Raw genomic sequence first — 21,723 nt, forward strand, 5'->3', positions numbered from 1 at the left:
ATTTATTGCGATGGGCGCAAGGTTAACACGCGAGGTCGGGGGTTCGCAGGTTGCAAACGGCCAGGTAAAACACAAAAGGAGGACGATGCACTTATTCAAATGCGCCGCGCCCTTTTTGGCGCTTAGTCAGGTTTTTTCCTCGACCGGAACGCCGCCACTTTCATGCGATTGCCGCAGGTCGCCATGCTGCACCAGCGGCGACGGTGGGATTTGCTCAAGTCATGGAAGAGCAGAATGCAGTCATGCGCCTCGCACTGGCGTACGAATTCAAACTTGTCGCCCGTCACCACATTCACCAACGCATCGGCTATCGGCCACAGCAAGCTTTCCGGGCTGTTGTCCGTTCGGTGAACGCCCAGCCGATATCCCTGCGCCTGGCTCTCCCATTCCAGCCTGCTGAACGGGCGACCAGCCTCAAGCACCTGGTTGATCACACCGAGATCCACCGCAACGCCATTCATTGCAGCGTTCACCAGCGCCCTTGCAGCTTCACGCAGTTGGCGTGCTTCGGCGAGCAGGCCCTGGGGCGCTTGCAGTTGAGCGTTCTCCGGCAACAGCCCTGCCATCTTGAGCCAATTCGTCACGCTTTGATCATCGCTGAGGCAGTCATGCTGTTGCTCGCCCACGCCGTACTCACTGTTGATGAAGTCGAGGGCGAGGTTGTCAGCCAGGAAGAGAGCGCCGGAGGCGGTAGGGGTCGAGGTCATCATTTTTTGTAACTCATAAAATATGTTTGACAGGTTACCAAAATCGTACGTAACCTTCAAGCCTCAAATTTAACGGTTACAAGGAAATCGTCATGACATCGTCCAAACCCATTGCCGCTGCCGCGCTCGCGGCTTCCCTGTTGGCAGGCGGCGCGCAAGCCGCCGATGCAACGCGCCAGGTTCATTACCGCTACGAGCAAGTAGGTGATGTGAAAGTGTTCTACCGCGAGGCAGGCAATCCCAGCGCACCGACGGTGCTGTTGCTTCACGGTTTCGCCGCCTCATCGTTCATGTTTCGCGACCTGCTTCCCGAACTCGCCGACCGCTATCACGTGATTGCGCCGGACCTACCGGCGTTCGGCTTCACCGAAGCGCCCGCGCGCGGCGATTACCCCTACACATTCAGTCAACTGGCGAAGACCGTTGGCCAGTTCACCGAACAGCTCAAGCTCCAGAAGTACGCGCTCATGGTTCACGACTACGGCGCGCCGGTCGGATGGCGTCTTGCGGTCGCCCATCCGGAGCGAGTCACGGCGATCATTTCGCAGAACGGCAACGCGTATGAGGAAGGTTTGGGCGACAGCTGGGCGCCTATCCAGAAGTACTGGCACGCACCGACGCAACAGAACCGCGACGCGCTGCACGACTTCCCGACACCGGCTTCCATCAAGTGGCAATACCTTGAAGGGGTGGCCGACAAAAGCACGGTGTCGCCGGACAGCTACACCCTGGAAGGGCTGCAGGTCACGAAGCCGGGCAATGCGGACATTCAGTTGGACCTGTTGCTGGATTACGCCTCGAACGTGGCCATGTACCCCGCGTTCCAGGCGTACTTTCGCGAGTACCAGCCACCGCTGCTGGCGGTGTGGGGGAAAAACGATCCGTTCTTCCTGCCGGCCGGGGCACAGGCGTGGAAGCGCGATCTGCCCAAGGCGGATATTCGTTTTTACGACACGGGGCACTTCGCGCTGGAAACCCACGGCCGGGAAATCATTCCGGTGATTCGTGAGTTTCTGGATAAAAACGTTCGTTAGCAGCGATGTGCATGCCTGGCCAAGCACAGGAATCGCGCTCGGTTTGGAAGCTGTATTCACTTCCAGACCGAGCACAATAACTGCGGTAACCGGCGAGGCTGAGAATGGATATTCGCGGTCTCTGGCCCTGGGGCATTTCTGATCTGTGAGCGTTTTCGACGTCAGATGCTTTTTGATTAGCACATCAAAGTGACGATAACCGCTTTCACGCGCCGCATTATCGGAATGCGGGATCAGGATTCGGCCACAACGCATAAAATATGCAAATCAGCATTTGCCAAGCGCTGAATCTCTCGGCACTATCTGCCGTTATGCAAAAACGCAATGTTTCAATCGTCCTTAAAGAGCTGCTGGACCGCGACCGGATCTCCCCCACGGAGCTTCACCGGCGTACTGGTGTGCCTCAATCCACCCTGTCCCGGATCCTCAGCGGCAAGATCGTTGACCCGTCGGACAAGCACATTTCTCGCATTGCCGAGTACTTTCGCGTCAGCACCGATCAGTTGCGCGGACGCGCGGCCGTAGGCGCTCAGCGGGACGAAGAACGCGACCCGATGCATTCGGAACTCAAGGACATAAGCCTGTGGGACGACGACACCCCCGTGAATGACGACGAGGTGTCGATCCCCTTTCTGCGTGAGGTTGAATTGGCTGCTGGATCAGGAAGATTCGTCATCGAGGAAAGCGAGAAGGCCAGCCTGCGGTTCGGCAAGCGCAGCCTGCGGCATAACGGTGTGCAATTCGACCAGGCCAAGTGTGTGACGGTGCGTGGCAACAGCATGTTGCCGGTGTTGCGTGATGGCGCCACGGTCGGGGTGAATGCAGGCAAGAGTGGCATTGGCGATATCGTTGACGGCGACCTGTATGCAATCAATCACAACGGGCAATTACGGGTTAAACAGCTCTATCGCCTGCCTTCCGGGATTCGCCTGCGCAGCTTCAATCGCGATGAGCACCCGGACGAGGACTATAGCTTCCAGGACATACAGGACGAGCAGATCAGCATCCTCGGTCATGTGTTCTGGTGGGGCATGTACGCTCGCTAACCTTCCTCAGTAAGACAAAACCTGCCAACGAGCAGGTTTTTTTTCGCCTGCAAAACGCCTCAAGCCCCAGGCCGTCCTGGCTGAAAATGCGTTCATGCATTTCATCAGAAAAATAAATGCATTTATGCATTGACTGTATATGCATACATGCATATTCTTCACCTCAAGCCAGCCAATAAGGTCTGGTGGAGGCGGCAAGGATGCCGCCAGGGAAGACAAGGAAGGCACGCAACATCGGCAAGGATGCCATCGAAGCGATGGCAGGGAAGCCAGGCAACACCGGCAAGGATGCCGACGCTCTTTAGGGGTACCGCTTCAAAAACAGGCAGCGATGAACCGGCCTTAACGGTTCAGAGGGTTGGCAACTGACCCGGGTGTGCAGCGTAAAGCACCAGAAGCAGTTATCCGGCAGACAGGGATCGTGGTCGGAAAAACAGTGAGGAAAGGACCGTACCGCGCCAGTAGCGCCGAAAGTCCGCGGACAGCATTACTGAAAAGCCCGGGCGACCGGGCTTTTTGGAATGCCTACCCATCGAACTATATACGAATGAAAAACGGACTATCCAGTGCTCAGCCAGGAGGCGTGACATGACAAACGAACAACAGGCGTTAGCGGAAATGCCTATCTGGCTGGTCATCATATTGGCGGTGATCGGCGGCGTGTCCGGCGAAATGTGGCGTGCCGACAAGGAAGGCGCCCGTGGCTGGTCGCTGATTCGGCGCCTGGCGCTGCGCTCCGGGGCCTGCATGGTCTGCGGCGTTTCAGCCCTGATGCTGTGTTACGCCGCCGGCATGTCGATCTGGACGGCTGGCGCCATTGGATGCCTGACCGCCATGGCCGGCGCCGACGCCGCCATCGGGCTCTACGAGCGCTGGGCGGCCAAACGTATCGGGATCAATGAAGGCCCGCGCCAGGATCCGCGTTAATTGCTGCAAGGAAGCCACTGACATGACGTTCATCGAAAAACCATCCCAATTGCCACAAGCCATCGGCCAGGCGCTGCATGTTGCCTTTCCCGACCTGAAAATCGGCAGCCATCAGGACTTTCAGGAGGGCGGTGTAAACACCGGCGTGCTGGTCACGGTCGAGGGCAATGGCCCCGGCATCCGCTCGCCCGAAGGGCGCAAGGCGCACGCCCTGGCCATTTCACTCAAGGCCATGGTTGCTGCGGGTGCCTTGCCGTTCGATGCCTGCGACCTGGCCAGTCAACTGATGGACTTGGTGCTGGACAACCGCTGGGGCCTGCCCCAGGCGCAGTGTGATTTGCCGACGAACATCGTTGCCACTCCGTCTTCGCGGACCGGTGCAGGAACGGACTACGACACCTGGACTGTTTCCTTCACCCAAACCCTCTACATCGGACCGGTGTTGCTCAACGACCCTACAGGCCAACCCTTGTTTGCCCGCACCTGGGAAGTCACCAACATCAACGACCCTGACCAATACAAGCCACTGGCGGAGTAACTCATGTTCGACGCGCTCTTACGCATGCAACTGGGGCCGATTGTCGAGCGTCTGGCAGAAATGGAAGCCCAACTCGAAGACCTGTATCGACGTGCCGACAGTTTCTGCCGAATCGGCATTTGCCATCAGGTCGATGCTGCCGCCAATACCTGCAAGGTCAGCCATGGCGATCTGCTCACGCCGGCTATCCGCTTTTTCAATCCCAGCGCCGGTGCGCAAACCGAAACGCGCATTCCATCGGTGGGTGAGCAGTGCCTGTTGCTCAACTACGGCGGCGGCGAAGGAGGTGCGCAGTCCGTGGCCTTGTTCGGCCTCAACAGCAGTCTGTTTCCGCCAGTCTCCAGCGTTGCGTCGTTAACCCGGCGCCGCCATCAGGACGGTACGCAGAGCGACTACGACGACGCCAGCCACACGTTCAACTGGGTCAACGGCCCGACCACCTTTACCGGTTCGCGCGAACAGATCGAGGCCCGAGTCGGCGCCGCCAGCCTGATCCTCAGCGCCCAGGGCATCGCGCTGCAAATCGGCGGCACCGCGTTGTTGCTTGACGCCAGTGGTGCGCATTTCAGTGGCCCGGTGGTGGACCACCAAGGGCGCCTCATCAGCCCCCGATAAGGACATCCCATGATCGGTATCGACCGAAACAGCGGGGCAGCCGTCGATGACTGGCTGCAATTCGTGCAGCGCGCCACCCGAGCGCTCACCACTCCCTTGGGCACTCGCCAGAAGCGTCCGTTGTACGGCTCGCGGGTGCCGCAACTGCTGGGCCAGAACCTTGGCGATGACCTGCTGATTCTTGCGCAGAGCCACGCCGCCCAGGCGTTCTACAACGCCCAGAACGGCATCGGCGACTTTCAACCCCAGGTCATCGTCGCCACTCGCCAGGGTGCCGGCTTGTTGCTGCGCTTCTCGGGCACCTGGAAAAACCGCCAACAAACCTTCGAGGTCGTGACATGAGCATGCTGATCCCAGGCCAGAACCAGCTGGCGGAACCGGCCATCATTGCGGTGGATGAGTTCGAACCCTTGCTGGCCGAATTCAAGGCGTTCGTGGTGGATTATGTTGCCACCCGCGCGCCGCAAAGCGCGGCCAAACTCAAGGTCAGCCTCGACAACGAAAGCGAACTGCTGACCCTGGCCCTGGAAGCCTTTTGCGTGCGTCTGCAAACCCATGAGCGCAAATACAACGCCCGCATCAAGCAGATGCTGGCGTGGTGGGCCACCGGCAGCAACCTGGATGCACGCCTGGCCGATATGGGCCTGGAACGCCAGGTGCTGGACCCCGGCGACCCGGCCGCTTTCCCGCCGGTGCCGCCGACCCTGGAAAGCGACGACGACGCCAGGCTGCGCTACTACCTCGCTCCCCACGCCCCGGCCGCCGGCTCACGCATGCAGTACCGCCGCGAAGTGTTCACCCTCGGCGAACGGCCGGCGGTGAATGTGCAGAGCGCGACACCGGGCGTGGTCACGGTCACGTATACCTTCGACCCGGACGGTTATGCGGTGCGGGTCAAGGACGGCAATGGACGGCGAACCGCACCAGGCGAGGTCATGGTTACCGTACTGGCGCGGGAGGGCGATGGCACACCGTCTGCCGACTTGCTGGACGGCGTGCGACGGCATTTCGCACGGCCGGATGTACGTCCGGAAACCGATTTGGTCAGTGTGCAAGGCGCACACATCCTGCCGTACAAAATCCGCGTGGTCGCGAAGATCAACGCCGGACCGGATTCCGGACTCACCCAGGTCGCCGCGCAAAAGCTGCTGCAAGAGTACGCCGAGTCCTGCCATCGCCTGGAAGGGCGGGTGGACCCGAGCTGGATCGACTATGCCATCCACAGTGCTGGCGCGGCGCAATTGCAGATCCTTGAACCGCTGGAGCCGATTGTCAGCTCGGCGTTCGAGGCCCCTTATTGCACGGGTGTCGAGGTGGAGGTGCGCACGCTATGAGTGAACTCAAAGCGAGTTTGTTGCCGGCCAACAGTTCACCGCTGGAAAAGGCGCTGGATTTAGGGTTCGGGGTATTGCTCGACCGGGTCATGCCGCCGTTTCCGGCGCTGATGAACCCGCTGCACACTCCGAGCGAGTTTCTTCCTTATCTGGCTGCCGATCGCGGTGTCAGCGAATGGGATGCCGATGCCAGCGAGTCAGAAAAGCGACTCACCGTGGCCCTGTCCTGGCAGATCCAGCGTCAGGCTGGCACCCCCAAGGCCTTGAGCCATGCGGTGGAGTCACTGGGTTTTACCCCCGACATCAGTGCCTGGTTTCAGCAACACCCCATCGGTACGCCGTATACCTTCGACGTGCAGGCGATCATCGGGCGCAGTTGGTCCAGTGGTGATCACAATCGGCTGATCCGCCGCGTCAACGCCGCGAAAAGCGAGCGGGACCAGGCCACGATCACCATTGTTCACGAGACCGAAGGTCAGCTTGCGCTCACACAGGTTCTCGATGCCCCGTTAAGCGACGGGGAGTTTTATCTGGACGGCGCGTTGCCGGAATTGGCGCTGACTGCCCGGCTTAACAGTACCGGGCTCGCCCGGCACTACACCATTAACGACTACGACCTCAGGGCGCAGCCATGACAGATGACATCACGCGCCTGGTGCGCTTCACCTCCAAGGGATTGGATGAAGTGCTGCAGGCAAAGAACCAGGGCTTGAAAGGCGAAATCACCCACATCGGCGCCGGCACCGGCCGCTACACCCCCGACGGCACTGAAGTTGCCCTGCGCGATGAGCGCCAGCGGGTCGCCATTGTGGATTACGAAGACCTGGGCGACCACCAGCTCAGGATGGCCGCGCTGTTTGACGGCGACGGCGAGTATGAGATTGGCGAGTTCGGATTTTATCTCGCCAGTGGAACCTTGCTGGCGGTGTATGCCGTGGCCGGGAAGTTGCTGACGTATAAAGCGGCGGCGGCGCGGGTGCTGCAAAAGTTTACGTTGGATGTTTCGCCGTTGCCGGCGGACAGCGTGACGATTGTGGTGGGGAGTGACAATCTCAATATTTTATTGGGCGAAGATATTGCGGTCCTTGCGACGGCGAATATCGACAATATGGCTCGTCATACTGAATTGTTATTCCGTGTGATGTCGCTGGAATCTAGTCTTTAGGTCTATCAGTTAAGGAGTTTAAATCGTGAGTCTAGAAACGACTATCACATCGCTGGTGACGGCGGCGAACAACTTGACCACCGCGGTCAATGGCAAAATCGGCGTTATCAACTCGACCATGGCAACCGCGTTGGCCCAATTCAACGAGTGGCGAAACCTGAAAGATGTCGAGGGCGATCCTACGGCGCTGGGAACGATCCGCCGTAATCTTCTGCAAGGTCATGTGTATGGAACCGGTGGCGTCTACGCAACCACGGCGCAGGGGGACTTTGTGTCCACTGATCTGGGTAGCAGTGAAAAAGTTTATATTCACTTCAAGATACCTCTGAATGTGAATCGGGACTCTGAAATGTTCTGGTTCAACGTGCAGGGATATAGCTACGGTACTGGCAGAATAATTGACGAAACGTTGGTTGGTTATTGCTATCAGCCCAGTAGATCGCTGCAAAGCGTATCCACCTTTGGCAATATGACACCGGCCATTTATGTGGATGCAAATGGCAATGTGATGTTGAGGATTCTGGTGCCAAATATTTACTACACGACTATTCGCATAGACACCATGCGCGTAGGTAATGGTCGGCTATTTGCCGTAGGTGATCTAAAGACCAAGTTGTCGTTGGCCGAAACTGTAGTTTTTAGTTGAGGATTTGATATGGCTGTAAATACTGATATTGAGACTGTCGCACCGCAACTTGCGAAGCCGTTGCCGGAGATTGAATGGGCGGCCATCCGCGAGCGACGGAATCATTTCCTCCGCGCCACTGACTTTACGCAGTTGCCGGATTTCCCCGCGACGGATGCACAGCGTGAAGAAGTGAAGACCTATCGCGAGCAACTGCGAAACATACCTGAACAAGGGAATGATCCCTCAACGATTGTATGGCCGGTTTTTCCATCCTTCCTGAAATAACTTGCTGCCGCGAAAGCGGTTTTTTTTCGCCTCCCAAAGCCCCTCCCGTAGGGGCTTTGGCGTTTTCCATCTGGAGAATTTCACCATGCCCACCCGCCAAACCTACACCGTCCTCATCCCATTCCCCATCGGAGGTGGCCACTGGTCTACCGCTGGCGAGGAACTGGAACTGCTGGACGTCGAAGCATCCGCGCTGCGCACCGCCGGCCGTCTGGAACTGACCAGCGTCCTCAACTCCACCCCCAAGAAGGCTGAATAATCATGGCTGAGGTTTTGAACTTCGAGCACAACGGCATCACCGTCAACGCCACCGAATCCCCCGAGGCCATGGGTGGCCTGGGCGATAACGTAATCGGTCTGGTCGGCACCGCGCCGAATGCCCACGGGTCGATCCCGAAAAACGCGCCGTTCCGTATCAACAGCTTCACCACCCAGGCGCTGCTGGACCCCACCGGTACTGAGTCGGGCACGCTGTTTCAAGCGGTGTACCAGATCCTCAAAGTGGTGAAGGTGCCGGTCTACGTGGTGATCGTGGAGGAGGGCGCAACCCCGGCCGACACCCTCAACAACGTGATTGGCGGCAACGAACCCGTCACCGGTCGCAAGCTGGGCCTGGCGGCCCTGAGCAGCGTCCCTGAAGACCTGACCATCATCGGCGCCCCGGGCTTCACCGGCACCAAGGCCGTGGCCAGCGAGTTTGCTGCCTTCGGCAAGCGCATCAAGGCCCGTGTGGTGCTTGATGGCAAAGACGCCAGTGTTGCCGATCAAGTGACCTACAGCGGTGAACTGGGCGGTGCCGACCTCGGCTTCGACCGCTGCCTGCTGGTACACAACATGCCGTCGGTGTACTCCAAGGCGGCGAAGAAAAACGTGTTCCTGTCGCCGTCGTCCCTGGCCATCGCCGCACTGGCCAAGGTCAAGCAGTGGGAAAGCCCGGGCAATCAGGTGACCTTCGCTGAGGACGTTTCCCGCGTGGTCGAGTACAACATCCTCGACACCTCCACCGAAGGCGACCTGCTCAACCGCTATGGCGTGAGCTACTACGCCCGCACCATCCTCGGCGGCTTCTCGCTGCTGGGTAACCGTTCCCTCACCGGCAAGTTCATCAGCTACGTCGGCCTGGAAGACGCCATCAGCCGCAAGCTGGTCAAGGCCGGGCAGAAAGCCATGGCCAAGAACCTCACCAAGTCCTTCATGGACCAGGAGGTCAAGCGCATCAACGACTGGCTGCAAACCCTGGTCGCCGACGAAACCATCCCCGGCGGCAGCGTGTACCTGCACCCGGAATTGAACAGCGTCGAGAAGTACAAGAACGGCACCTGGTTCATCGTCATCGACTACGGCCGCTACGCGCCGAACGAACACATGGTTTATCAACTCAACGCCCGCGATGAAATCATCGAGCAGTTCCTGGAGGACGTTCTCTAATGTTTACCAACCGAGTCAGACAGGCCATTGCGGCCACCCTTCAAGGCCTGCCATTGTCCGCGACCGTTGAGGAATTCACCCCGCCGAAGATCGAATTCGATATGGAAGCCATGTCCGGTGGCCGCTTCATTGCTGAAGAAATGGCCAAGAGCGGCAAGGTGCTCAATGCCACCTTGATCCTGCAGGGGGCCGGCCCGGAAATCATGCTGGCCCTAGGCGTACGCACGGGCGACGACATCCTGCTGAACGTGCGTGAGGCCGGTCAGGATCAGGACGGCAAGACCTATTTCACCTACCACACAGTCGGCGGCAAGTTGAAATCCCTGGGCGAAGCCAAGCTGAAAATGGGCGAAAAGGCGCTCACCACGTTGGAGCTGTCGTGCCGCACCTACAACCGTTTGGATAACGGCATTTCGGTGATCGACATCGACGTACGCACCCAGAAATTCGTACTCAATGGCGTCGACATTCTCGGCGACGCCCGCCGCGCCGTACTGATGCCCTAAACATTCCGGCAACCTGAAGCGCGCACGGTTTATGTGGGAGCTGGCTTGCCTACGATGGCATCCCCTCGATTCAGCAAATACACCGAGTCGCCTGCATCGCGGGCAAGCCCGGCTCCCACATTGACCGCGCCCGGCTTCACGGTTGCGCTGCTTTTATCCCACTTTCATCAAGGAATAGCCCCATGGCCTGGATGCCACCGCTGCATCGCCTGCTGTCCCCGATCACCGCCGACACCGGCGCTGCGATCGAGCAGGTGCAACTCAAACCGCTGTTCTACGCCGCGCAGAAAGACGCGCTGGCCCGGGCCGGTGATGACGAGGACGACCAGTTTTTCGAACTGGCGAAACTCGCCACCGGCCTGTCGGAAAAAGAGCTCGACCAACTCAAGCGCCCGGATTATGTGAGCATTGCGCAATACGTGCATGAAATGTCGACTCGCCCGGCGTCGTTCTTCCTGCAAACGCACGAAGAAAGTCGCCACGACCAACCCGTCCAGTTGCTGCTGCCGCTAAATGCCGCCGGCCGCACACTGACCGAACTGCCCCTGGAAATGCCCGCGCTGCGTGCCACCAAGGTGATGAAGAAACTCGCCACCAACAAAGAGCGCGCCGAGTTCATCACCGCTCACTGCACCGGCCTGATGATCCCTGACCTGGGCGACTTGACCGTGCCCGACTGGACGCAATTGCAGGAGCGCATCGACGATTTTTTAAATCAACCGGCGGACTTCTTTCGCAGCGCGACATCGAAGTGATCCTTGATGTGGTACCGCTGGTTTACTCGGTAAATGAAGCAGACATCCTCGATTGGGATGCCGCAAAAGCGTTGCGCCGCTACGACATCGCGATCACTCGCCTTGGCGTCAAACAGGAGTAAGCGGGATGCAGAATACCTATTCGCTCGCCTATGCCTTGGCCAGGGATGGCCAGGGCGTTTTCGGTCGCGCAGAGGGGGCCAATGATGCCGATATTGCCAGTCCAGGCCCGCTGTCAGCTGACAGTTCAGGCCAACTGGCGGGCTTGCCTGCGCTGTCCGAAACAGTGGCTGCGCTGACCAACGCGAATCTGAAGCTTGATGAACTGGCGCAGTCGCTGGGCACCTTGCGCGAGGGTGTGGACTCGCTCGACAGCGTCTTGTCATCGTTGAGAACCCTTGATCGGCAGCCTGTGCGCCGGGATGAGCGGACAGAATCAACAACGCTGTCTGAGTCCACTTCGAGCACGTCTGTGGATCAGCGGCAAACCCGCGAGGCCCTGACGCTGGGCAGCGCGCAGATCATCGATCTGGCCAGTGCGCTGCAGCATTCAGGCAGCAACCTGACGCTTGATAAAACAGCCCGCTCGGAACAGTCGATCAGCGTGCTGCGTGAGGCGTCCAGTGAAAGCGAAAAACGCTTTTCCACCACCCTGGACGCCGCACCGGTGTGGGGCGAAGCGCTGTGGTTGAAGGCCAGGACCGGCCTGACGCAGAGCGCCAATAGCGCTGTTGAAGGTTCACCGGCTTTGGCCAGCGCGGTCAAAACGGCGCAGGCCGTGGTATCGACCACGGTGACGCCGGTGATTTCCGAAGTCCTTTCAGGATTGGGAGAAACGATTAAAAGCCGGGTTGCAGGCAATGTGGTCGATGCCACACTCGGCAGGCTCCCCGGCATTGGCAAGCTGTTCAAGGACGGCGGTTTTGATGGCGAAAAGGGCAAGGACGCGCATTGTTGCTGCGCCGCTCCATTGTCCCTCGGCGCGCCGGGTGCGTTGGGCGGATCTGCGGCGCAGATGCCCGAGAGTGTTGGCGATACGGTACGCAGGAAAGACAAGGCCAAACCCGCCGCGAACAAGAAGCGGCGCGTCGGGCTTCCCAGGCCGGGCCAACCGGTTGCGCGCCAGCCCCTTGCCGCCGGCCCGCGGCAATCGGTGCAACGCCCATCCCGGACAGCCGGCTCCCAGCAATCCGCGCAGCTCCAACCATTGCCTCCAGCGCCGGTAATCAGGCCTGGCCCAGCACTCAGTGCAATGGGCCAACCGCCAGTGGCGTTCGGCGCGGCCCGTGTGACCCCGCCGTCGACCCAGGTTCCCGGCAACTCGTTTGCCGCCCCGGTTGCGCCGGCAGCCATCCGGCCGTTGGCTCGCAGCAGCGAAAAAGGCCTGGCGGCAGGTCTGTCCGGCACGCTGGCCAGGCTTGAGTCCGGCGCTGCCCGTCGCCTGGGCCCATTGAAGTACGTCGACACGGCCATCGATGTGGTGCAGGGCGTACGCAATGGTGACGTCAATGCCGTCGGCGCTGGTTTGAGTACTGCCGGTGGCGCCTGGGCTGGCGCTTCCGCTGGCGCCGCGCTTGGCACCCTGGTCTTTCCGGGTGTCGGTACCGCCATCGGCGGCGTCATTGGCGGCTTGCTCGGCAGTGAAGCGGGCGCCTGGCTCGGGGACAAAGTGTTTGGCTCAAGCGATCGTCTGCCTGCGCCCAATACGCTGAGCAAGGAACTCACCCGCGCAAGCACGGATAACGTCCAGGTCACCCTCTCGCCGAGCATCCAGATCACCGGCGTGAACCCGGCAGATGCCCAGCAGGTAGTCAACCAGGTGATCCAGGCCCTGCAGTTCCAATGCCTGCCGATGGTGACCGACACCCTGGGCATCCGACGTAATGCGGCACTGGCCGATCCATCAGGAGGTGATTGATGCGACAACAAATGGTGCTCGGCGACTTTATTTTCGGACTGTCACGAGGGTTCGCCTATTCCACGTTGTCCCGCGCCAGCGATGGCGGCTGGCAGGACTTGGCGATTATCGCCAGCAAGCCGCAGTCGCGACAGAACGGCCAGAAGCTGGAAAAACTGACCTTCGGCGGTATCGCGATGTACGCCGTGGGCATGCAGCGACTGGACGAATTGCGCGCCTTGCAGAATGCCCGCGGGCCGCTGCCGTTGGTCGACGGTATCGGCCGCAATTGGGGCCTGTGGCGGATCAATTCGGTGACGGAAGCCCAAAGCAACGTGATCGATGACGGCACCGCCATGGTCATGACCTGGACCCTTGAACTGGAGGAATTCGTCAATGCGTAGAGTGCGAAGTATTGCCGGGGATTCGGTCAACCTGCTGCTCTACCGGGAGCTGGGCCGTTGCGACGATAGCGCGGAGGAAACGCTTTGGCGCCTGAACCCCGAGCTTGCCGAATACGGTTCCGTGCTGCCGGCAGGCGTGTGGGTGATTGTGCCTGAGCTGGCGTCGCGGCCTTCTGCCGTGCGTCCCGTTTCGGCCTGGGATTAAGGAGGCGACATGGCACAGGGATTTACCCCCAGCGTTGAGTTTTACGGCGCCAATGCGGCGCTGCTCAATCAACGCTTGATGCATTGGAGTCACACTGATGCGGCGGGCATTGAGGCCGATCGGCTGGAACTGACCCTCAATATCGAGGGCCTGGAGGGCTTGCCCAGCCTGAGCGGCAAGATCGGCCTGCGAGTCGGTTATCAGGAGTCAGGACTGGTGGAAAAAGGCGAGTTCGTGATTACCCAAAGAACGCCGGTGCTGTTTCCCATGCGCTTGATGATCGTCGCTACTGCTGCACCTTTCAGCGTGCAGGATGCCAGTGGCTATCGTCAGCGTCGCTCTGCCAGTTACGGGCCGACCACCCTGGGCGCACTGTTTCGCCAACTGGTCAGTCGCCACGGCTACTCACCGCGCGTGGCGCCCGAGCTGGACGGGATTGCGATTGCCCACGTCGATCAGTCCAACGAAAGCGACATGGCATTCATCACCCGTTTGGCCAAGCGTTATCGTGCGGTGACCAAGCCGATCAACGAGCTGTATGTGCTGGCGGAAGCCGGGCGGGTCAAAACGCTTTCCGGTCAACTGTTGCCGGACGTCACGTTATCGGTGACCCGCGACAATCGCCCCGGTGAACCGGCCTTCATCACCGCCACGCTCGACGAAAAATCGCGCTCGAAGTACATGGGCAGTCGCGCTGCCTGGTGGGATGCCGCAGCGGGCAAGCAACGTGTGGCCCAGGTTGGCGTCGCGCCGTTCAAGACACTGCGCCAGCGCTATCAGAACCAGGCCGAAGCGCAGTCCGTTGCTGAAGCGGAATTGCGTCGGGTCGGCCGCGAGGGCCTGACATTGATGATCGATTGTCCCGGTAATCCGCTGCTGGCTGCCGAAGGTCTGTTGCTGCTGGATGAATCCTGGCCGTCTTACATGCAGGGGCGCTGGTCGATCAATAAGGTGACGCACGTGGGGGACCCGGCCACGGGGTATCGCAGTTCCATCATTGCCGGCGGTTTGTCGGCCTAGACTTTTCCAGAGTAACAACCATGGTGATATCACTCGCGCAGCTTATTAATGTCATGCCCCTGTCCCGCCCCAGAGCGGGCTTTTTTTTAACGGCGTTGAATGACGCCAGCGTCCTTTATGAGATCAATACCGCAAAACGCTGGGCGGCGTTCCTCGCACAGATCGGCCACGAGTCCGGCCAACTGCGCTATGTGCGCGAACTGGGCAGTGATCAATACCTCAGCAAATACGACACCGGTACCCTGGCCGCGCGCCTGGGCAATACGCCCCAAGCCGATGGCGACGGCCAGAAGTATCGGGGCAGGGGACTGATCCAGGTCACCGGGCGGCGCAACTACCTCGCCTGCAGCCAGGCATTGTTCGGTGATGACCGTCTGCTGCAACAACCTGAACTGCTGGAGCAGCCGCAGTGGGCCTGTGCGTCTGCGGCGTGGTTCTGGCAGAGCAATGGCCTGAACGAGCTGGCAGATATAGACCAGTTCACCACCATCACGCGGCGCATCAATGGCGGACTTAATGGCCTGGAGGATCGTTTGCAATTATGGGAACAGGCGAAGGCGGTGTTATGCGCTTTCTAGCGGTGTATCGACTGATCGGTTTCGGCCTGTTGATTGCCGTGGTGTGGCAGGTGCAGGCCTGGCGCTTGGGGGCGCAGCTTGAGCGCCAGTCGGCAGCCCATACACAGGCGCTCAGCCAGCAAAGCCAGGCGGCGTTGCGCCAGCAACAGGCAGAACAGGATAAACGCCTGGCCCTTGAGCAACAGCTCAGCGCCAGCGACAAACAACATGCACAGGAGTTGAGCGATGCCCAACGTAACCAGACTGCTCTGCGTGACCGCCTGGCCACTGCTGATGTGCGGCTGTCAGTCCTTCTCGACCCCGCCGACGCCATCAGTTGCAGTGCAGTGCCTGCCCCCACCGCCACCGGCAGCGTGGTTCATGCAGCCCCGCGAGCCCGACTTGACCCGGCGCATGCTCAGCGAATTATCGGCATCACCGACGACGGTGATAACGCCCTGATCGCCTTGCGTGCGTGCCAGGCCTATGTGCGAGCCATTGTGCGTTAGCGTCTTGATGCACGCTGCAACTTGCATGGTTGATTGGCTCCTGTAGGGTAGGCGAACGCCCGCCCACTCCCGGAGACGACCGTGAACGAAATCACCCAGCTTGCCGCTGAACTTGGCCGCCGTTTGCAGGTGCTCAATGCCCATGTCACCACGGCCGAGTCGTGTACGGGCGGCGGCATCGCAGAGGCCATCACGCGAATCCCCGGCAGCTCGGCCTGGTTCGAGGCGGGTTATGTCACCTATTCCAATCGGCAGAAGACTCGGCAATTGAATGTGCCGGAGCCGTTGTTCGCTAAGGTTGGGGCGGTCAGCCAGCAGGTAGTGGAAGCGATGGTGCGTGGTGCGCAGGAGAAAAGCCTGTCGCGCTTTGCCGTGGCAGTCAGTGGCGTGGCCGGCCCGGATGGCGGTTCGCCGGACAAACCGGTGGGCACCGTCTGGCTGGCGTGGGGGGTGGGTGATGAGGTGTCGGCGCAGTTGGCGCACTTTCCCGGCAACCGGGATGAGGTCCGCCGACAAACGGTAAAAGCCGCGCTGGAGGGCTTGTTGCGACGAGCTGCAGCAGAAATGGAAAATCAGGGGTAGGCGATCTCTGATCTTTGTGGAACAATACTGTCTACTTATACAGGTGTTGGCCGCCAGGCCTTATTGATTACGTGAGGACTTTAATGGACGACAACAAGAAGAAAGCCTTGGCTGCGGCCCTGGGTCAGATCGAACGTCAATTCGGCAAGGGTGCCGTAATGCGTATGGGCGATCACGACCGTCAGGCGATCCCGGCTATTTCCACTGGCTCTCTGGGTCTGGACATCGCGCTCGGCATTGGCGGTCTGCCAAAAGGCCGTATCGTCGAAATCTACGGTCCTGAATCTTCCGGTAAAACCACTCTGACCCTATCGGTGATTGCCCAGGCACAAAAGATGGGCGCGACCTGCGCATTCGTCGACGCCGAGCACGCCCTCGACCCCGAGTACGCCGGCAAGCTGGGCGTCAACGTCGACGACCTGCTGGTTTCCCAGCCGGACACTGGCGAGCAGGCCCTGGAAATCACCGACATGCTGGTGCGCTCCAACGCCATCGACGTGATCGTGGTCGACTCCGTGGCAGCCCTGGTACCCAAGGCTGAAATCGAAGGCGAAATGGGCGACATGCACGTGGGCCTGCAAGCCCGTCTGATGTCCCAGGCGCTGCGTAAAATCACCGGTAACATCAAGAACGCCAACTGTCTGGTTATCTTCATCAACCAGATCCGTATGAAAATCGGCGTGATGTTCGGCAGCCCGGAAACCACCACCGGTGGTAACGCGCTGAAGTTCTACGCGTCGGTCCGTCTGGATATCCGCCGTACTGGCGCGGTGAAAGAAGGTGACGAAGTAGTCGGTAGCGAAACCCGCGTTAAAGTCGTGAAGAACAAGGTCGCTCCGCCGTTCCGTCAGGCTGAGTTCCAGATTCTTTACGGCAAGGGTATCTACCTGAACGGCGAGATGATCGACCTGGGCGTGCTGCACGGTTTCGTCGAGAAGTCCGGTGCCTGGTATGCCTACAACGGCAGCAAGATCGGCCAAGGCAAGGCCAACTCGGCCAAGTTCCTGGCAGAGAACCCGGATATCGCGGCCACGCTTGAGAAGCAGATTCGCGACAAGCTGCTTACCGCAGCGCCGGATGTGAAGGCTGCCGCCAACCGTGAGCCGGTTGAAGAAGTGGAAGAAGCTGACACTGATATCTGAAGCAAACGATGACCGTTGTATTGGATACACTCGTCGCCGTTCGGCGCACTGCAATGGACCTGCTCGCTCGCCGCGAGCATGGTCGGGTCGAGCTGACGCGTAAATTGCGTCAGCGCGGCGCAGAGCCCGAAATGATCGAAACAGCCCTGGACCGTTTGACGGAAGAAGGTCTGCTGTCGGAATCCCGTTATCTCGAAAGTTTCGTGTCCTATCGAGCCCGCTCCGGTTATGGCCCTGCGCGAATCCGCGAAGAGCTGAGCCAGCGTGGTCTGCAACGTGCCGATATCGACCTTGCCCTGCGCGAGTGCGGTATCAGTTGGCAAGCGCAGCTGGAAGACACCTGGCGTCGCAAGTTTTCTGGCCATCTGCCAATTGATGCCAGGGAGCGCGCGAAGCAAGGGCGTTTTTTGAGTTATCGCGGTTTTTCGATGGAGATGATCAGTCGTTTGTTAAGCGGCCGGGATATGGACGATTGAACAGCATATAAGTAGGTGGGAGGGTTAAGTCTCTTCGTACCTTGAACGTGCTTGTAGTTAGAGCGCGGTGCAGAAAAAGCCCACTATGAAAATAGTGGGCTTTTTTTTGTTCCAGAAATTCGTTGAGTCACAAAAATCGGAGCTTCGCTTTGATCCGCCATAAAGGAGTCCCCATGAAACAGAAAGGAATCAGTATGAAGAAGATCATCATCGCGCTTATGTGCCTATTGTCTGCCGCAGCCCATGCCGAAAAATACTCTACCTATGCAGAGTCTCCTGGAACTGCTGTGGGATTCGTCACGTCAGTCGTTGACTATAGTCCTGGAAGTGGGGCATCTGGTGACGGCGCTATTCAAAGTAATGCAGTGGGCACGCCGGATGGTAAGTACCTGTCCCTGGGAAAGAGTGGCAGCGCAGTATTTAAAGTGGGTCCCAATGCGCTCAAGGCTGATGGCACTTCAGCTGTCGACATCTACGTGTATGAGGCTGGCTGGTGGGATTCATTTGATGTGTACGTCTCAGCCAATGGCGTGTCGTACACCAGGCTGACACCCACGATTGTCTCCCAGGCATCCGGTGGTTCAGGCTCTTGGGCAGGTTTCAATATCGACGGACAAGTCGATAAGGTGCTTGCTTATCCTTATGTGAAGGTGGTCGACACCAGCAACAGCACCAGTGTAATCCCGGGCACCGATGGCGCCGATGTCGATGCCATCATGATTACAAGTGCTGCCGAGCCGGTAGGCAACAATGTGCTTTATGATACCGACACGCTTAACGGTGACACCTACAACCTCTATGCAGATGCGGACTCTGGTGTTGTAGGGGTAAAAGTCATTACATCGAACGGTGCGGTTACCTATATTCCATTTTCAGCGGGTAACACGCTGACACCCATCGCTGTTTCCGTCCAGTCTGATGTGAACGGTGATTCGGTAAATGACATTAATGTACTGGCAACTCGTAAATCCGATAATGCGCAGCTCAATATCTACCGTGATTTGAATGGCGCGTTCATCAAGACCGTTGATAATTCCGCCATCAAATAATGCGTGTAAAAAATGTGGGAGGGGGCTTGCTCCCGAAAGCAGTGTTTCAGTCAGTACAACGGAGACTGAACTATCGCTATCGGGAGCAAGCCCCCTCCCACATTGAACGCATTTTGCAAAATTTAAAGCACTGTGCAGAAAAGGCCCACTATGAAAATAGTGGGCCTTTTTTTTTGCTCAAAAATCAAGCTGGTTCCGGCGCCACTCGCTGCTGCGCTTTCCCCTGGGCCTCTGCCCAGTTCTCCGGCAAGTTGATGTAATCCACCAGCTCACGCAAACGGCCTTGATCGCGACCATTGAAGTTGAACACCAGTCGCGTCAGGTGGCTGAACTCCGGTTCATCGTGATCTTCGCCGGTGTAGGCCCGTTGCTGGAATTCTCCGCTCAAGCGCAGGCTGGCGAACTCATCCTGCAGGTGAGCCATTGCACGCTCGCTGAGGGCGTGATGCATGCGCAGCACAAACTCGCGCTTCAGCCAGCGTGTGGAATGGAAGTTGGCATAGAACTGGTTGATTTCTTCCACTGCTTCTTCTGCGCTGTACACCAACCGCACCAGCTTGAGGTCGGTGGGCAGGATATAGCGGTTGGCTTCCAGTTGGCTGCGGATAAAGTCCAAAGCGCCTTGCCAGAACCCGCCTCCCGGCGCATCCAGCAACACCACGGGTACCAGTGGGCTTTTGCCGGTCTGGATCAGCGTCAATACTTCCAGCGCTTCATCCAGCGTGCCGAAACCGCCGGGGCACAGCACCAACGCATCGGCTTCCTTGACGAAGAACAGTTTGCGGGTAAAAAAGAAATGGAAGGACAGTAGGTTATCGGTGCCATCGATGGTCGGGTTGGCGTGCTGTTCAAACGGCAGGGTAATGTTGAACCCCAGGCTGTGCTCCAGGCCTGCACCTTCATGCGCCGCAGCCATGATGCCGCCACCGCCACCGGTGATGACCATCAGGTCCGAGCGTGCAAGGGCGGCGCCGACTTCCCTTGCAAGTGCGTACAACGGACTTTCCATCGGCGTCCGGGCTGAGCCGAACACGGTTACCTTGCGCCGGCCCTTGAACTGCTCCAGTACACGAAAGGCATGGTCCAGCTCGCGGATGGCGCGCAGGGTGATTTTGGCATTCCAGCGGTCCCGATCGTCCTGGGCCATGCGCAGGACGGTAAGAATCATGTCGCGATACAAAGGGATATTCTGACTGTTGGGAGCGATCAGTTGGAGCTGCGCGTCGACCTGCTGCGTGAGATCAGTCCCGTTTTCTTCAAAGTGACGTAATAGAAGCTCATTCGATTCATAAGGCATTCAACTTCTCCTTTTTTGCCCTGAAAAATATTACAGAACAGCAGTGAAACTGCTGCGAGCGAAAGGATGGGATGGCTTGATCATGGGCCGAAAAACCCTTGGCTGGCAACCGCTTATTGGCGGTCAAGCAAGTGTCTGGCTGTACGGGAGAAACTGACGCGGGGGTGTCACGCGCCCAGGGTCCTGGGCACGAGAGGATCAAGCAGGGCTTACTTTTTCTTTTTCGCGGCAGTCGGTGCCGGGCAATCCGCTTCCACGAACTTGACCGACGCCACAGGGCGGTTGGTCTTGTTCTCGGTAATTTCGTAGCGCATTACCGCGCCCTTGGCCATCAGTTCGCGGTAACCCGGATTCAGGCATACGCTCTGGCCCAGCTGGAAATACACAGCCTTGGGGTTGGCGCGCATCTGTTCGGCGCGGTCAGGCAGAACGCTGAGGTGATCGATCAGTTGCATGCCTTCAACGGTGTAGGCCACTTCCAGGGTTTTTTCGTCGATTTCCCGGGGCAGGTCCTTGTTACTTTCGGCCGCGACGCTTTGCAGCTTCCTGTTCATTTGGGCCTCCAGCAGTGAGGCCGCCTGGGCGCCAACAGGCAGCACCAGCGCGAGGGCGATGGACGGGGCAGCAAGGCGCAGCATGGAACGCAGCATGAAACTCTCCTGATTCGGTTACTGGTGCATAGACCCGCCACAGGGCTGTGCGTTCAGTGGCGCGAGATTATAGGTGAGCCCTGGCCACTACAGCCAGGCGTATCGCTGGTAAACTGCGGCCACTTTTACCTGCCACGAGTTTTTCCCGTGTCGATTGACCCGATTTTACGGCGCACCCGATGAGCCACGCCGTTTTCCGCCTGCGCACCGAGCGCCTGGCGCGAGCCGTGCGCCCCTTCCTCAACCGTGGTTCGCGCGCCGAACGTTGCCCCAACTGCCGTGTGATTCCCGAGTATTGCCTGTGCGCCTGGCGACCAGCGGTCCACGCCCGGTCGGCCATGTGCCTGTTGATGCACGATGTCGAACCGATGAAACCCAGCAACACCGGCTGGCTGATTGCGGATGTCATTCACGACACCCGCGCATTCGCCTGGTCGCGCACCGAGGTTGATCCGGGTTTGCTCACCTTGTTGGCCGACCCGCAGTGGCAACCCTACATCGTGTTTCCCGGTGAGTTTGTAACGCCTGAGCGGGTGGTCAGTGAAGTTCGCGTGGAGGAGGGCAAGCGCCCGTTGTTCATCCTGCTGGACGGCACCTGGAGCGAGGCGCGCAAGATGTTTCGCAAGAGCCCCTACCTGGAGCATCTGCCGGTGCTGAGCCTGGCGCCGGACCAGCTGTCGCGCTACAAGCTGCGGCGCTCCAAGCGTGATGATCATTTCTGCACGGCCGAAGTTGCAGCCCTGTGCCTGGAGCTGGCCGACGACCTGGCCGCCAGCGAAGTACTCGACGCCTACCTCGACGTGTTCAGCACCCATTACCTGGCCGCCAAATTCCAGTTGCCACTGGACCCGACCGACAACGTCCACACGCGCCTTGCGCCCTTTGTCCCGACGGCAAAGCCATGATGGCAAGGTAACGCCACAACCCGCTAAAATGCCCACAGCGTAGTGCTTGACCCTTCAGGCAG

At 59.2% G+C, this 21,723-nt stretch carries 30 protein-coding genes; 27 read left to right on the forward strand and 3 right to left on the reverse strand.

Annotated elements, in window-relative coordinates:
- Positions 1-122: 122 nt before the first annotated feature.
- The gene (locus JOE32_RS22925) at positions 123-710 is read right to left on the reverse strand and encodes an ABATE domain-containing protein (RefSeq protein WP_245229098.1); all 588 of its coding nucleotides are present in this window, start codon (positions 708-710) and stop codon (positions 123-125) included.
- Positions 711-799: 89 nt separating this feature from the next.
- Here JOE32_RS22925 and JOE32_RS22930 point away from each other — a divergent pair, with 89 nt between their 5' ends.
- The 26 genes from JOE32_RS22930 to JOE32_RS23050 all read left to right on the forward strand — a co-directional run bounded on the left by JOE32_RS22930 (position 800) and on the right by JOE32_RS23050 (position 18,809).
- Positions 800-1,741 (forward strand): alpha/beta hydrolase, encoded by a 942-nt coding sequence (locus JOE32_RS22930; RefSeq protein ID WP_209989316.1) that lies wholly within the window; start codon positions 800-802, stop codon positions 1,739-1,741.
- Between the two features lie 311 nt (positions 1,742-2,052).
- Positions 2,053-2,787 carry an XRE family transcriptional regulator gene (locus tag JOE32_RS22935; RefSeq protein WP_209990705.1) on the forward strand — a complete coding sequence of 245 codons (735 nt, stop codon included), beginning with the start codon at positions 2,053-2,055 and terminating at the stop codon, positions 2,785-2,787.
- A 588-nt stretch (positions 2,788-3,375) separates the two neighbouring features.
- Positions 3,376-3,714, forward strand: a complete 339-nt coding sequence (locus JOE32_RS22940; RefSeq protein WP_003231384.1) for a phage holin family protein — start codon at positions 3,376-3,378, stop codon at positions 3,712-3,714.
- A 22-nt stretch (positions 3,715-3,736) separates the two neighbouring features.
- The gene (locus tag JOE32_RS22945; protein WP_209989319.1) at positions 3,737-4,252 is read left to right on the forward strand and encodes a hypothetical protein; all 516 of its coding nucleotides are present in this window, start codon (positions 3,737-3,739) and stop codon (positions 4,250-4,252) included.
- A 3-nt stretch (positions 4,253-4,255) separates the two neighbouring features.
- The gene (locus JOE32_RS22950) at positions 4,256-4,867 is read left to right on the forward strand and encodes a phage baseplate assembly protein V (protein WP_209989323.1); all 612 of its coding nucleotides are present in this window, start codon (positions 4,256-4,258) and stop codon (positions 4,865-4,867) included.
- A 9-nt stretch (positions 4,868-4,876) separates the two neighbouring features.
- Positions 4,877-5,209 (forward strand): hypothetical protein, encoded by a 333-nt coding sequence (locus JOE32_RS22955; RefSeq protein WP_015371360.1) that lies wholly within the window; start codon positions 4,877-4,879, stop codon positions 5,207-5,209.
- Positions 5,206-6,201, forward strand: coding sequence for a baseplate J/gp47 family protein (locus JOE32_RS22960; RefSeq protein ID WP_209989326.1), 996 nt, complete (start codon positions 5,206-5,208; stop codon positions 6,199-6,201). Before JOE32_RS22955 ends, JOE32_RS22960 begins: the two co-directional genes overlap by 4 nt.
- A complete protein-coding gene (locus tag JOE32_RS22965) occupies positions 6,198-6,836 on the forward strand; it encodes a phage tail protein I (RefSeq protein ID WP_209989329.1) in 639 nt (212 codons plus the stop codon). Before JOE32_RS22960 ends, JOE32_RS22965 begins: the two co-directional genes overlap by 4 nt.
- On the forward strand, positions 6,833-7,366 hold the full coding sequence (locus tag JOE32_RS22970) for a hypothetical protein (protein ID WP_209989332.1): 534 nt from the start codon (positions 6,833-6,835) through the stop codon (positions 7,364-7,366). Before JOE32_RS22965 ends, JOE32_RS22970 begins: the two co-directional genes overlap by 4 nt.
- Before the next feature lie 25 nt (positions 7,367-7,391).
- Positions 7,392-8,012 carry a hypothetical protein gene (locus JOE32_RS22975; protein WP_209989335.1) on the forward strand — a complete coding sequence of 207 codons (621 nt, stop codon included), beginning with the start codon at positions 7,392-7,394 and terminating at the stop codon, positions 8,010-8,012.
- A gap of 9 nt (positions 8,013-8,021) precedes the next feature.
- Positions 8,022-8,279 (forward strand): tail fiber assembly protein, encoded by a 258-nt coding sequence (locus JOE32_RS22980; protein WP_245229099.1) that lies wholly within the window; start codon positions 8,022-8,024, stop codon positions 8,277-8,279.
- Positions 8,280-8,364: 85 nt separating this feature from the next.
- Positions 8,365-8,538, forward strand: coding sequence for a hypothetical protein (locus JOE32_RS22985; RefSeq protein WP_169793791.1), 174 nt, complete (start codon positions 8,365-8,367; stop codon positions 8,536-8,538).
- Between the two features lie 2 nt (positions 8,539-8,540).
- Entirely contained in the window at positions 8,541-9,707 is a 1,167-nt protein-coding gene (locus tag JOE32_RS22990; protein ID WP_209989338.1) for a phage tail protein, read from the forward strand.
- Positions 9,707-10,213, forward strand: coding sequence for a phage major tail tube protein (locus JOE32_RS22995; RefSeq protein ID WP_209989341.1), 507 nt, complete (start codon positions 9,707-9,709; stop codon positions 10,211-10,213). Before JOE32_RS22990 ends, JOE32_RS22995 begins: the two co-directional genes overlap by 1 nt.
- A gap of 182 nt (positions 10,214-10,395) precedes the next feature.
- Positions 10,396-10,968 carry a phage tail assembly protein gene (locus JOE32_RS23000; protein ID WP_209989344.1) on the forward strand — a complete coding sequence of 191 codons (573 nt, stop codon included), beginning with the start codon at positions 10,396-10,398 and terminating at the stop codon, positions 10,966-10,968.
- The gene (locus tag JOE32_RS25155) at positions 10,965-11,090 is read left to right on the forward strand and encodes a hypothetical protein (RefSeq protein ID WP_015371366.1); all 126 of its coding nucleotides are present in this window, start codon (positions 10,965-10,967) and stop codon (positions 11,088-11,090) included. Before JOE32_RS23000 ends, JOE32_RS25155 begins: the two co-directional genes overlap by 4 nt.
- A gap of 5 nt (positions 11,091-11,095) precedes the next feature.
- A complete protein-coding gene (locus JOE32_RS23005; RefSeq protein WP_209989348.1) occupies positions 11,096-12,886 on the forward strand; it encodes a phage tail tape measure protein in 1,791 nt (596 codons plus the stop codon).
- The gene (locus JOE32_RS23010) at positions 12,886-13,269 is read left to right on the forward strand and encodes a phage tail protein (RefSeq protein WP_209989351.1); all 384 of its coding nucleotides are present in this window, start codon (positions 12,886-12,888) and stop codon (positions 13,267-13,269) included. Before JOE32_RS23005 ends, JOE32_RS23010 begins: the two co-directional genes overlap by 1 nt.
- A complete protein-coding gene (locus tag JOE32_RS23015) occupies positions 13,262-13,474 on the forward strand; it encodes a tail protein X (RefSeq protein ID WP_209989354.1) in 213 nt (70 codons plus the stop codon). Before JOE32_RS23010 ends, JOE32_RS23015 begins: the two co-directional genes overlap by 8 nt.
- 9 nt (positions 13,475-13,483) lie before the next feature.
- Entirely contained in the window at positions 13,484-14,494 is a 1,011-nt protein-coding gene (locus JOE32_RS23020; protein ID WP_209989357.1) for a contractile injection system protein, VgrG/Pvc8 family, read from the forward strand.
- Between the two features lie 20 nt (positions 14,495-14,514).
- A complete protein-coding gene (locus JOE32_RS23025) occupies positions 14,515-15,072 on the forward strand; it encodes a glycoside hydrolase family 19 protein (RefSeq protein ID WP_209989360.1) in 558 nt (185 codons plus the stop codon).
- Positions 15,060-15,560: a lysis system i-spanin subunit Rz gene (locus tag JOE32_RS23030; protein ID WP_209989363.1), complete on the forward strand. Its 501-nt coding sequence runs from the start codon at positions 15,060-15,062 to the stop codon at positions 15,558-15,560. The genes JOE32_RS23025 and JOE32_RS23030 overlap by 13 nt, the downstream gene beginning before the upstream one ends.
- A gap of 81 nt (positions 15,561-15,641) precedes the next feature.
- On the forward strand, positions 15,642-16,142 hold the full coding sequence (locus JOE32_RS23035) for a CinA family protein (protein ID WP_209989366.1): 501 nt from the start codon (positions 15,642-15,644) through the stop codon (positions 16,140-16,142).
- 83 nt (positions 16,143-16,225) lie between these two features.
- Complete coding sequence (recA, locus tag JOE32_RS23040; RefSeq protein WP_003231359.1) at positions 16,226-17,284, forward strand: recombinase RecA; 1,059 nt, start codon at positions 16,226-16,228, stop codon at positions 17,282-17,284.
- Between the two features lie 8 nt (positions 17,285-17,292).
- Positions 17,293-17,760 carry a recombination regulator RecX gene (gene recX, locus JOE32_RS23045; RefSeq protein ID WP_012722522.1) on the forward strand — a complete coding sequence of 156 codons (468 nt, stop codon included), beginning with the start codon at positions 17,293-17,295 and terminating at the stop codon, positions 17,758-17,760.
- Positions 17,761-17,933: 173 nt separating this feature from the next.
- Complete coding sequence (locus JOE32_RS23050; protein ID WP_209989369.1) at positions 17,934-18,809, forward strand: hypothetical protein; 876 nt, start codon at positions 17,934-17,936, stop codon at positions 18,807-18,809.
- Positions 18,810-18,993: 184 nt separating this feature from the next.
- Here the strand turns inward: JOE32_RS23050 and JOE32_RS23055 are convergent, their stop codons facing one another.
- A complete protein-coding gene (locus JOE32_RS23055) occupies positions 18,994-20,106 on the reverse strand; it encodes a TIGR00730 family Rossman fold protein (protein ID WP_209989371.1) in 1,113 nt (370 codons plus the stop codon).
- A 209-nt stretch (positions 20,107-20,315) separates the two neighbouring features.
- Entirely contained in the window at positions 20,316-20,756 is a 441-nt protein-coding gene (locus JOE32_RS23060; protein WP_057007719.1) for a PA3611 family quorum-sensing-regulated virulence factor, read from the reverse strand.
- 179 nt (positions 20,757-20,935) lie between these two features.
- Here JOE32_RS23060 and JOE32_RS23065 point away from each other — a divergent pair, with 179 nt between their 5' ends.
- Complete coding sequence (locus JOE32_RS23065; RefSeq protein WP_209989374.1) at positions 20,936-21,661, forward strand: tRNA-uridine aminocarboxypropyltransferase; 726 nt, start codon at positions 20,936-20,938, stop codon at positions 21,659-21,661.
- Positions 21,662-21,723: the final 62 nt, after the last annotated feature.

The sequence above is a fragment of the Pseudomonas sp. PvP025 genome, from assembly GCF_017832155.1.
Taxonomy (GTDB): domain Bacteria; phylum Pseudomonadota; class Gammaproteobacteria; order Pseudomonadales; family Pseudomonadaceae; genus Aquipseudomonas.

What these genes read in the sequence shown, in the direction of transcription:
- JOE32_RS22940 (WP_003231384.1), top strand. Translation starts at nt 3,376, where the DNA reads ATGACAAACGAACAACAGGCGTTAGCGGAAATGCCTATCTGGCTGGTC.
- JOE32_RS22930 (WP_209989316.1), top strand. Translation starts at nt 800, where the DNA reads ATGACATCGTCCAAACCCATTGCCGCTGCCGCGCTCGCGGCTTCCCTG.
- JOE32_RS22990 (WP_209989338.1), top strand. Translation starts at nt 8,541, where the DNA reads ATGGCTGAGGTTTTGAACTTCGAGCACAACGGCATCACCGTCAACGCC.
- JOE32_RS23060 (WP_057007719.1), bottom strand. Translation starts at nt 20,756, where the DNA reads ATGCTGCGTTCCATGCTGCGCCTTGCTGCCCCGTCCATCGCCCTCGCG.
- JOE32_RS22945 (WP_209989319.1), top strand. Translation starts at nt 3,737, where the DNA reads ATGACGTTCATCGAAAAACCATCCCAATTGCCACAAGCCATCGGCCAG.
- JOE32_RS23025 (WP_209989360.1), top strand. Translation starts at nt 14,515, where the DNA reads ATGGTGATATCACTCGCGCAGCTTATTAATGTCATGCCCCTGTCCCGC.
- JOE32_RS23030 (WP_209989363.1), top strand. Translation starts at nt 15,060, where the DNA reads ATGCGCTTTCTAGCGGTGTATCGACTGATCGGTTTCGGCCTGTTGATT.
- JOE32_RS22950 (WP_209989323.1), top strand. Translation starts at nt 4,256, where the DNA reads ATGTTCGACGCGCTCTTACGCATGCAACTGGGGCCGATTGTCGAGCGT.
- JOE32_RS22985 (WP_169793791.1), top strand. Translation starts at nt 8,365, where the DNA reads ATGCCCACCCGCCAAACCTACACCGTCCTCATCCCATTCCCCATCGGA.
- recA (WP_003231359.1), top strand. Translation starts at nt 16,226, where the DNA reads ATGGACGACAACAAGAAGAAAGCCTTGGCTGCGGCCCTGGGTCAGATC.
- JOE32_RS22935 (WP_209990705.1), top strand. Translation starts at nt 2,053, where the DNA reads ATGCAAAAACGCAATGTTTCAATCGTCCTTAAAGAGCTGCTGGACCGC.
- JOE32_RS23010 (WP_209989351.1), top strand. Translation starts at nt 12,886, where the DNA reads ATGCGACAACAAATGGTGCTCGGCGACTTTATTTTCGGACTGTCACGA.
- JOE32_RS23015 (WP_209989354.1), top strand. Translation starts at nt 13,262, where the DNA reads ATGCGTAGAGTGCGAAGTATTGCCGGGGATTCGGTCAACCTGCTGCTC.
- JOE32_RS22995 (WP_209989341.1), top strand. Translation starts at nt 9,707, where the DNA reads ATGTTTACCAACCGAGTCAGACAGGCCATTGCGGCCACCCTTCAAGGC.
- JOE32_RS23055 (WP_209989371.1), bottom strand. Translation starts at nt 20,106, where the DNA reads ATGCCTTATGAATCGAATGAGCTTCTATTACGTCACTTTGAAGAAAAC.
- recX (WP_012722522.1), top strand. Translation starts at nt 17,293, where the DNA reads ATGACCGTTGTATTGGATACACTCGTCGCCGTTCGGCGCACTGCAATG.
- JOE32_RS23000 (WP_209989344.1), top strand. Translation starts at nt 10,396, where the DNA reads ATGGCCTGGATGCCACCGCTGCATCGCCTGCTGTCCCCGATCACCGCC.
- JOE32_RS22965 (WP_209989329.1), top strand. Translation starts at nt 6,198, where the DNA reads ATGAGTGAACTCAAAGCGAGTTTGTTGCCGGCCAACAGTTCACCGCTG.
- JOE32_RS23020 (WP_209989357.1), top strand. Translation starts at nt 13,484, where the DNA reads ATGGCACAGGGATTTACCCCCAGCGTTGAGTTTTACGGCGCCAATGCG.
- JOE32_RS22925 (WP_245229098.1), bottom strand. Translation starts at nt 710, where the DNA reads ATGATGACCTCGACCCCTACCGCCTCCGGCGCTCTCTTCCTGGCTGAC.
- JOE32_RS23050 (WP_209989369.1), top strand. Translation starts at nt 17,934, where the DNA reads ATGAAACAGAAAGGAATCAGTATGAAGAAGATCATCATCGCGCTTATG.
- JOE32_RS22960 (WP_209989326.1), top strand. Translation starts at nt 5,206, where the DNA reads ATGAGCATGCTGATCCCAGGCCAGAACCAGCTGGCGGAACCGGCCATC.
- JOE32_RS22980 (WP_245229099.1), top strand. Translation starts at nt 8,022, where the DNA reads ATGGCTGTAAATACTGATATTGAGACTGTCGCACCGCAACTTGCGAAG.
- JOE32_RS22970 (WP_209989332.1), top strand. Translation starts at nt 6,833, where the DNA reads ATGACAGATGACATCACGCGCCTGGTGCGCTTCACCTCCAAGGGATTG.
- JOE32_RS22955 (WP_015371360.1), top strand. Translation starts at nt 4,877, where the DNA reads ATGATCGGTATCGACCGAAACAGCGGGGCAGCCGTCGATGACTGGCTG.
- JOE32_RS23065 (WP_209989374.1), top strand. Translation starts at nt 20,936, where the DNA reads ATGAGCCACGCCGTTTTCCGCCTGCGCACCGAGCGCCTGGCGCGAGCC.
- JOE32_RS23005 (WP_209989348.1), top strand. Translation starts at nt 11,096, where the DNA reads ATGCAGAATACCTATTCGCTCGCCTATGCCTTGGCCAGGGATGGCCAG.